The organism is Kineococcus gypseus (assembly GCF_050871305.1).
In the GTDB taxonomy this organism is placed as follows: Bacteria; Actinomycetota; Actinomycetes; order Actinomycetales; family Kineococcaceae; genus Kineococcus; species Kineococcus gypseus.
The window spans coordinates 33,164-41,133 of the sequence record NZ_JBJLRD010000042.1 but is presented as its reverse complement, the minus strand read 5'-3'; the positions used below and the strand labels follow the sequence as shown (position 1 = coordinate 41,133).

At 77.9% G+C, this 7,970-nt stretch carries 8 protein-coding genes; all 8 read left to right on the top strand.

Annotated elements, in window-relative coordinates; translation table 11 throughout:
• Positions 1-192: 192 nt before the first annotated feature.
• The 8 genes from ACRYMN_RS15365 to ACRYMN_RS15330 all read left to right on the top strand — a co-directional run bounded on the left by ACRYMN_RS15365 (position 193) and on the right by ACRYMN_RS15330 (position 7,957).
• On the top strand, positions 193-1,386 hold the full coding sequence (locus tag ACRYMN_RS15365) for a CaiB/BaiF CoA transferase family protein (protein WP_432496818.1): 1,194 nt from the start codon (positions 193-195) through the stop codon (positions 1,384-1,386).
• Positions 1,383-2,186 (top strand): enoyl-CoA hydratase, encoded by an 804-nt coding sequence (locus ACRYMN_RS15360; RefSeq protein ID WP_432496815.1) that lies wholly within the window; start codon positions 1,383-1,385, stop codon positions 2,184-2,186. Before ACRYMN_RS15365 ends, ACRYMN_RS15360 begins: the two co-directional genes overlap by 4 nt.
• Before the next feature lie 17 nt (positions 2,187-2,203).
• The gene (locus ACRYMN_RS15355; protein WP_432496812.1) at positions 2,204-3,076 is read left to right on the top strand and encodes an amidohydrolase family protein; all 873 of its coding nucleotides are present in this window, start codon (positions 2,204-2,206) and stop codon (positions 3,074-3,076) included.
• Complete coding sequence (locus ACRYMN_RS15350) at positions 3,073-3,621, top strand: gamma carbonic anhydrase family protein (protein WP_432496809.1); 549 nt, start codon at positions 3,073-3,075, stop codon at positions 3,619-3,621. The genes ACRYMN_RS15355 and ACRYMN_RS15350 overlap by 4 nt, the downstream gene beginning before the upstream one ends.
• Positions 3,622-3,695: 74 nt before the next feature.
• Positions 3,696-4,943 (top strand): iron-containing alcohol dehydrogenase, encoded by a 1,248-nt coding sequence (locus ACRYMN_RS15345; RefSeq protein ID WP_432496825.1) that lies wholly within the window; start codon positions 3,696-3,698, stop codon positions 4,941-4,943.
• Positions 4,940-6,355 carry an NAD-dependent succinate-semialdehyde dehydrogenase gene (locus ACRYMN_RS15340; protein ID WP_432496807.1) on the top strand — a complete coding sequence of 472 codons (1,416 nt, stop codon included), beginning with the start codon at positions 4,940-4,942 and terminating at the stop codon, positions 6,353-6,355. The genes ACRYMN_RS15345 and ACRYMN_RS15340 overlap by 4 nt, the downstream gene beginning before the upstream one ends.
• Positions 6,356-6,447: 92 nt before the next feature.
• On the top strand, positions 6,448-7,134 hold the full coding sequence (locus ACRYMN_RS15335) for an RraA family protein (RefSeq protein ID WP_432496804.1): 687 nt from the start codon (positions 6,448-6,450) through the stop codon (positions 7,132-7,134).
• 67 nt (positions 7,135-7,201) lie between these two features.
• Positions 7,202-7,957 carry an enoyl-CoA hydratase gene (locus tag ACRYMN_RS15330; protein WP_432496802.1) on the top strand — a complete coding sequence of 252 codons (756 nt, stop codon included), beginning with the start codon at positions 7,202-7,204 and terminating at the stop codon, positions 7,955-7,957.
• The last annotated feature ends 13 nt before the right edge of the window (positions 7,958-7,970 follow it).

Sequence of the window (7,970 nt, the reverse complement as noted above, 5' to 3'; positions counted from 1 at the left end):
CCCCAACCCCCCCCCCCCTCCCCCGCCACCCCCCACCCCCCGGCCCCCCCCCCCCCCCCCCCCCCCCCTCCCCCCCCCCCCCCACCCCCCCCCCCCCCCCCCCCCGCCCCCCCGGCCGCCGGGGCCGCCCCCCCCCCCCCCCCCCCCCGGGGCACGGGCGCCTCGGGCGCCCGGGAACGAGAGGTGGAGACCATGGACACGACCGCGGACCCGGACCGCGGGGCGCAGCCGCCCGGCGCGCTCGCGGGCATGAGGGTGCTGGACCTGACGCAGGTGATGGCCGGGCCGTTCTGCACGATGGTGCTGGCCGACCTCGGCGCCGACGTCGTCAAGGTGGAGAACCCCGAGGCGGGCGACCAGACCCGCCGCTCCTGGGGCCGCACCGGCCGCGGGGACGACAGCCGCGCCTTCATGGCCCTGAACCGCAACAAGCGCAGCGTCGCGCTGGACCTGAAGTCCGAGGAGGGCCTGCTGGAGTTCCACCGGCTGGTCACCACCGCCGACGTGGTGGTGGAGAACTGGCGCCCCGGTGTCGCCGCCCGCCTCGGCGTGGACTACGAGACCCTGGCCGAGCTGAACCCGGCGCTGGTGTACGCCAGCATCTCCGGGTTCGGGCAGTCCGGCCCGTACGCGGACCGCCCCGGCTACGACCTCATCGCCCAAGCCATGACCGGCGTCATGAGCATCACCGGCGAACCCGACGGCCGCCCCGTCAAGAGCGGCATCCCGGTCGCCGACCTCGGCTCGGGGCTGTTCTGCGCCGTCGGCATCCTCGCCGCCTGGATCAGCAGCCGGCGCACCGGGCGCGGCCAGCGCGTGGAGACCTCGCTGTTCGAGTCGGCGCTGGCGCTGGCGGTGTGGGAGTCCACCGAGCTGTGGGAGACCGGCCGCGTGCCGGCGAAGCTGGGCTCGGCCAACCGCATGTCGGCGCCCTACCAGGCGCTGGCCACGCGCGACGGCTACGTCACCGTCGGGGCGAACAACGACCGGCTGTGGCGCCGGCTGTGCGCGGCGGTGGACCTGCCGCACCTGCCCGACGACCCGCGCTTCACCACCAACACCGCCCGCATGGAGAACCGCGCGCAGCTCGTGCAGGTGCTCGAGGAGCGCTTCGCGCAGCGCGACACCGCCGAGTGGGTCGAGCTGCTGCTGGCCGCGGGCGTGCCCGCCGGGCCCATCCAGGACTACCGCCAGGTGCTGCAGGACGACCCGCACGTCAAGGCGCGCGGCATGGTCCAGCACGTGCAGCACCCCGTCGAGGGCGAGGTGCCGGTGCTCGCCTCCCCGCTGCGCCTGAGCGCCACCCCCACGACCATCCGCCGCCCGCCGCCGCTGCTGGGGCAGCACACCGACGAGGTGCTCGAGCGGGCGGTCGTGGAACCGTGAGCGGGGAGACCGCGGCGCCGCCGGACGCGCCGGGGCGGGTGCTGGTGCGCCGCGAGGGCCCGGTGCTGCACGCGCAGCTGAGCAACCCGCGCCGGCGCAACGCCCTGACCTGGGCGATGTACGACCAGCTGCTGGCCCTGTGCGACGCGGTCGACGCCGACCCCGCCACCCGCCTGGTGGTGCTGCGCGGCGCCCCCGGCGCGTTCGCCGCCGGCACCGACGTCTCGCAGTTCCCGCTGTTCACCGGCGGCGCCGACGGGGTCGCCTACGAGCGCCGCGTCGGGCGGGTCCTGCAGCGCCTGCTGGAGGTGCGCGTGCCGGTCCTGGGCGTCGTGGACGGCCCGGCCGTCGGCGCCGGGCTGGCCATCGCCGCGGTGTGCGACGTGCTGGTGGCCACCCCCTCGTCGAGCTTCGGCGCCCCCGTCGCCCGCACGCTGGGCAACTGCCTGCCGGCGGCCGTGGTGGCGCGCCTGCAGCAGCGCCTGGGCGCGGCGCGCACCACCGCGGTGCTGCTGACCGCGCGCCTGCTGGACGCCCGGGAGGCCGCCGAGGCGGGTTTCGTGCACGCCGTGCTGGCCCCGCAGGAGCTGGAGGAGGGCGTGGCCGACCTCGTGCGGCGCCTGTGCGCGGGAGCCCCGCTGACGCTGGCCGCGCTGAAGGAGATCGACCGGCGCGTGGCCGCCGCCGGCGCCGGCGCCGAGGACGAGGACCTGCTGGAGCGCTGCTACGGCAGCGCGGACTTCCGCGAGGGCGTGGCCGCCTTCCTGGAGCACCGCAGCCCCCGCTGGGAGGGGCGATGAGCGAGGGGGGAGCAGCCGTGAGCGGGGTCGTCGACGCGCACCAGCACTACTGGCGCTGGGGGGAGGCCGACCAGTCCGCCTGGCGCACCCCCGCGCACGCCTCCCTCGAGCGCGACTACGGCCCCGCCGACCTCGCGCCGGAGCTGTCCGCCGCCGGGGTGGGCGCCACCGTGCTCATGCAGTCGGTGGACGAGGCCGCCGAGAACGACCGCCTGGCCGCCTACGCGGCGCGGGCCGGCACCGTGGCCGGGGTGGTGGGCTGGCTGCCCGTCTCGGACCCGGCCGCCGCGCGCGCCGAGCTCGAGCGGGCCGACACCGCGCGCTGGTGCGGGGTGCGCGCCCTCGTCGGGCGCGACCCGCTGGCGTGGCTGGCCGAACCGGGCGTGGTGGCCCTCTTCCGCGAGCTGGCCGCCGCCGGGCTGGCGTGGGACGTCGTGCCCGTCACGCCCGAGCAGGTCGCCGCGGTCGTGGCGCTGGCGCGCGCGGTGCCCGAGCTGCGCGTGGTCGTCGACCACCTGGCCCGCCCGCCGCTGGACACCGGCGCCCGGCAGCCGTGGGCCGGCCTGGTCGCCGAGCTGGCCCGCGTGCCGGGCGTGGCGCTGAAGGTCTCCGTGGGCGTCGACGCGCTGACCGCGTGGACCTCCTGGAACCCGCGGGCGCTGCGCCCGTACGTCGCGCACGTGCTCGAGGAGTTCGGGCCCGGGCGGCTGATGCTGGCCAGCAACTGGCCCGTGGTGCTGCTGCGCGCGCCGTACGGGCGCGCGTGGGCGGACCTGGACGCGGCCGTGGTGGCCGCCGGCGCCGGCGCGGACGACCTGGCGCTGGTGCGCGGCGGCACCGCCACCCGCTGCTACGGCCTGCCCGTGCCCGCCCCCGCGGGGCCGGCGTGAGCGCGCCGGTGCTGCTGGCCCTGGGCGAGCGCGCCCCGCACGTGCACCCCGGCGCGTGGGTGGCCCCCGGCGCGGTGCTGGCCGGCGACGTGCACCTGGGCGAGGGCGCCAGCGTCTGGTACGGCTGCGTGCTGCGCGCCGACGGCGCCCGCGTCGAGGTCGGCGCCAGCAGCAACGTGCAGGACGGCTGCGTCGCCCACGCCGACGAGCACGGCCCCGTCCTGATCGGCGCCGACGTCACCGTCGGGCACCGCGCCGTCCTGCACGGCTGCGTCGTCGAGGACGGCTGCCTGGTCGGCATGGGCGCGGTCGTGCTCACCGGCGCCCGGCTGGGGCGCGGCTCCCTCGTGGCCGCCGGCGCCGTCGTGCGCGAGGGCACCGTCGTCCCGCCCGGCTCCCTCGTGGCGGGCGTGCCCGCCGTGGTGCGCCGGGAGCTGAGCGCGCAGGAGGCCGCGCGCGCGGGCGAGGGCGCCGGCGCCTACCGCGAGCTGACCCGGCTGCACCGCGCGGCCGCACCGCACCGCACCCGTCGAGGAGAGGACTGACCGTGGACACCGCAGGAGACCCCACCGGCGGGCGCACCACCGCGGCGGCTGCGCTCGCCGGCGCGGCGGCGGGGGTGCTGCGCGCCCCGCGCACCGTGCTGCTGGGCGTGGGGCAGCGCCACGCCCTGGGCGACGTCGTCGCCCGCACCGGCGGCAGCGCCCTCGTCGTCACCGACGCGCACCTGGCCTCCGGCCCGGCGTTGCCCGAGCTCGTCGCCCTGCTGCGCTCGCGGGGCGTGGCCGTCAGCGTCTTCGACGAGGCCGCCCCCGAGCTGCCGCTGGCGCAGGTGCCGCGCGCGCTCGAGGCCGCCCGGCGCGGCGGCGCCGACGTCGTCGTCGGCCTGGGCGGCGGCAGCTGCCTGGACCTGGCGAAGGTGGTGGCCCTGCAGCTGGCCCACCCCGGCCCGCTGCAGGGGTTCTACGGCGAGAACCGCGTGCCCGGGCCGGTGGCGCCGGTGGTGGCCGTGCCCACCACGGCCGGCACCGGCTCGGAGGTCACGCCGGTGGCGGTGGTCACCGACCCCGAGCGCACCACCAAGGTGGGCATCTCCAGCGCGCACCTGGTACCCGCGGCCGCGGTGTGCGACCCGGAGCTGACCGTCTCGTGCCCGCGCGCGGTCACCGCCGCCGCCGGCGCCGACGCCCTCAGCCACGCGGTCGAGGCGTTCACCGCCGTGCGCCGCCCGCTGACCCCGGGCCTGGCCGACGAGCGCGTCTTCGTCGGCAAGGGCGCGCTCACCGACGTCTTCGCGCTGCTGGCGGTGCGCTCGGTGGCCGCCCACCTGCGCCGCGCGTGCGAGGTGCCCGACGACCTGGCGGCCCGCTCGGGCATGGCGCTGGCCGCGCTGGCCGGCGGGTACGCCTTCGGCACCGCCGGCACCGCCGCCGCGCACGCCCTGCAGTACCCGATCGGGGCGCTGACGCGCACCTCGCACGGCGCCGGCGTCGGCGCGCTGCTGCCGTACGTCATGGCGTTCAACGCCCGCGAGCGCGCCGCGGAGCTGGCCGAGCTCGCGCACGCCCTGGGCGCCGCCGGCGGGGAGGACCCGGCCGCGGCGGCGGTGCGCGCGGTGGCGCAGCTGCTGGCGTCCGTGGGGATCCCGCGCGACCTGGCCGCCCTGGGCGTGGACGCGCAGGACCTGCCCCGGGTGGCCGCCGAGGCGCTGGGCGCGCGCCGGCTGGTCGAGAACAACCCCCGCCCGCTGGACGAGGCCTCCGCGCTGGCGCTGCTGCGCGCCGCCCACGCCGGCGACCTCGCGGCCGCCGCCGTGCCCGACGCGCCCGCCGCCGCCGAGCCGGTGACCGCCGGGAGCGCGTCGTGACCCTCACCGCCGCCGGCTCCGCGGTGCGCGGCGGCGCCGGGTTCGCGGTGCACGACCCCGCCACCGGCGAGGTCGTCGGCACCGTTCCCGACGCCACCGCGCAGCAGGCGCTGGCCGCCGTCGACGCCGCCGTGGCCGCGGGCCCGGCGTGGGCGGCGGCGGCGCCCCGGCACCGCTCGGAGGTGCTGCGCCGCGCGTTCGAGCTGCTCGTGGCGCGCACCGACGAGGTCGCCGCCCTCATCACCGCCGAGAACGGCAAGGCCGCCGCCGACGCGCGCGCGGAGGTCGCCTACGCCGCGGAGTTCCTGCGCTGGTACTCCGAGGAGGCCGTGCGCGTGCCCGGCCGGCTCAGCCGCGCCCCCGGCGGCGGCAACGAGGTCCTCGTGCGGCACAGGCCGATCGGCGTGGTCGCCCTCGTCACGCCGTGGAACTTCCCCGCCGCCATGGCCACCCGCAAGCTCGCGCCGGCGCTGGCCGCCGGGTGCACGGCGGTGCTCAAACCCGCCGAGCAGACACCGCTGACGGCGCTGCTGCTGGCCGACCTGCTCACCGAGGCGGGCGTGCCCGCCGGCGCGGTGGGCGTGGTGACCACCAGCTCGCCCGGCCCGGTCGTCGACGCCGTCCTGCACCACCCGGCGGTGCGGATGCTCTCCTTCACCGGTTCCACCGAGGTCGGCAAGGTGCTGCTGCGCACCGCCGCGGACCGGGTCCTGAAGTGCGCGATGGAGCTGGGCGGCAACGCCCCCTTCCTCGTCCTGGACGACGCCGACGTCGACGCCGCCCTGGAGGGCGCGGTGGTGGCGAAGATGCGCAACGGCGGGCAGGCGTGCACCGCAGCCAACCGCTTCTACGTCGACCGGCGCGTGGCCGGGGAGTTCACCCGCGGGCTCGTCGAGCGCATGGCCGCGGTGCGCACCGGCCCGGGTTCCGACCCGGCCACCGGGTGCGGGCCGCTGGTGGACCGCGCCTCGGTGCGCAAGGTCGAGCGCCTCGTCGCCGACGCCGTCGCGCGCGGCGCGCGCGTGCTCACCGGCGGCGAGGCGCCCGCCGGTCCGGGCAGCTTCTACCTCCCCACCGTGCTGGCCGACGTGCCGCCCGGCGCCGCCGTGCTGCGCGAGGAGGTGTTCGGGCCGGTGGCCCCGATCGTCGTCGTCGACGGCGAGGAGGAGGCGGTCGCCGCCGCCAACGACACCGCGCACGGGCTGGTCTCCTACGTGTACTCGAAGGACCTGGCCCGCGCGCTGCGCGTGGGCGAGCGGCTCGAGGCGGGCATGGTCGCCGTCAACCGCGGCCTCGTCTCGGACCCGGCCGCGCCGTTCGGCGGGGTCAAGGAGAGCGGCCTGGGCCGCGAGGGCAGCAGCGAGGGGCTGCTCGAGTACACCGAGACCACCTACCTCGCCACCAGCTGGTGACCGCGTCACCACCACCGCCGTGCCCGCACGGCCCACGCACGGGGCCGGCCCACCGGGGGCCGCGCCCGGCAGGAAGAGAGACGGGGACAGACGTGAGCAACGAGATCGTGAAGCTGTTCGAGGGTCTGCGCGTGGCCGACGTCCGCGACGGGCTGGACTGGATCGGCATGCCGAACAAGGGCAGCGTCGACCGCTCCATCATGCCGATCGCCGAGGGCATGAGGTTCTGCGGGCCGGCCTTCACGGTGCGCTCGCGGATCACCCAGAAGCAGGTGCCGATGGTCACCGGCGACGAGTACACCGAGTGGGCGCGGAACTACTGGTACAAGGAGGTGCAGATCCAGCCCTGGGACGCGGAGCTGAGCCCGGGCGACATCGTGGTGCTGGAGTCGCCCGACGCCGGCTGCGGCGAGATCGGCTCGTACAACTCCCTCGACATGCACGTCAAGGGCGCCGCCGCCGTCGTCACCTCCGGCGGAGCGCGCGACCACGACGAGTGCGTCGCGCAGGGCGTGCCCATCTTCGCCGCCTACCGCAACCAGGCCATGACGCAGGGGCGCGTGGAGTACGAGACGTACGGCATCCCCGTCTCCATCGGCGGCGTGCAGATCAAGCCCGGCGACATCGTCGTCGGCGACGGCGACGGCGTCATCGCCGTGCCGCTCGAGGTGGCCGAGGAGGTGGCCAGGTGGGCGCGCCAGGAGAACGAGAACGACAAGAAGGGCCGGCGCGCCCTGTACGAGAAGGCCGGCCTGCCGCTGGACGACAGCGTCCGGTGACGCGCGGACCGGACGGCGTCGAGTGACGACCGAGCCCGCTGCGCCGGGGCGCCCGGGGCGGACCCGCGTGGTCCGCGAGGGCGCCCTGGTGCGGCTCGTGCTGGACAACCCCGCCGCGCGCAACGCGCTGACGGAGGCGATGTACGAGCAGCTGCGCTCGGCGTGCGCCGAGCTGGCCGGCGATCCGGGCGTGCGCCTGGTCGTGCTGCAGGGCGAGGGCGGCGCGTTCGCCGCCGGCACCGACGTGGCCGACCTGACCGCCGTGCGCACCGGCGGGGACGGCGTGGCGTACGAGGGGCGCATCACCGCGGTGCTCGACGCGGTGCGCGCGCTGCCGGTGCCCGTCGTCGCGCTCGTCGACGGCCCGGCCGTCGGCGGCGGGCTGGCGCTGCTGGCGTGCTGCGACCTCGTCTACGCCACCGCCTCGGCGCGCTTCGGCGCGCCGGTGGCCCGCACGCTGGGCAACTGCGTCTCGCCGGGCACCACGGCCCGGCTGCGCGCCGCGCTGGGGCGGGCCCTGACGGCTGAGCTGCTGCTGACCGGGCGCCTGGCCGGTGCGCAGGAGGCGCTGGCGGCGGGGTTCGTGCGCGCCGTGGTGGAGGCGACCGAGTTCGACGGGCTCGTCGTGGACCTGCTGGCGCGGGTGTCGGCGTGCGCGCCGCTGTCGGTGGCCGCCGCCAAGGAGTTCGGCCGCCGCCTCGACGAGCGCGCCGCCGCCGTCGAGCACGACGACGTGTACGCGCGCGTGTACGGCAGCGCCGACTTCACCGAGGGCGTGGCTGCGTTCCTCGACCACCGGCGCCCGGCCTGGCAGGGTCGCTGACGGGCCGCACCGG

Excerpts from the sequence above, each read along its gene's own strand:
- ACRYMN_RS15365 (WP_432496818.1), top strand. The coding sequence starts at position 193 with ATGGACACGACCGCGGACCCGGACCGCGGGGCGCAGCCGCCCGGCGCG.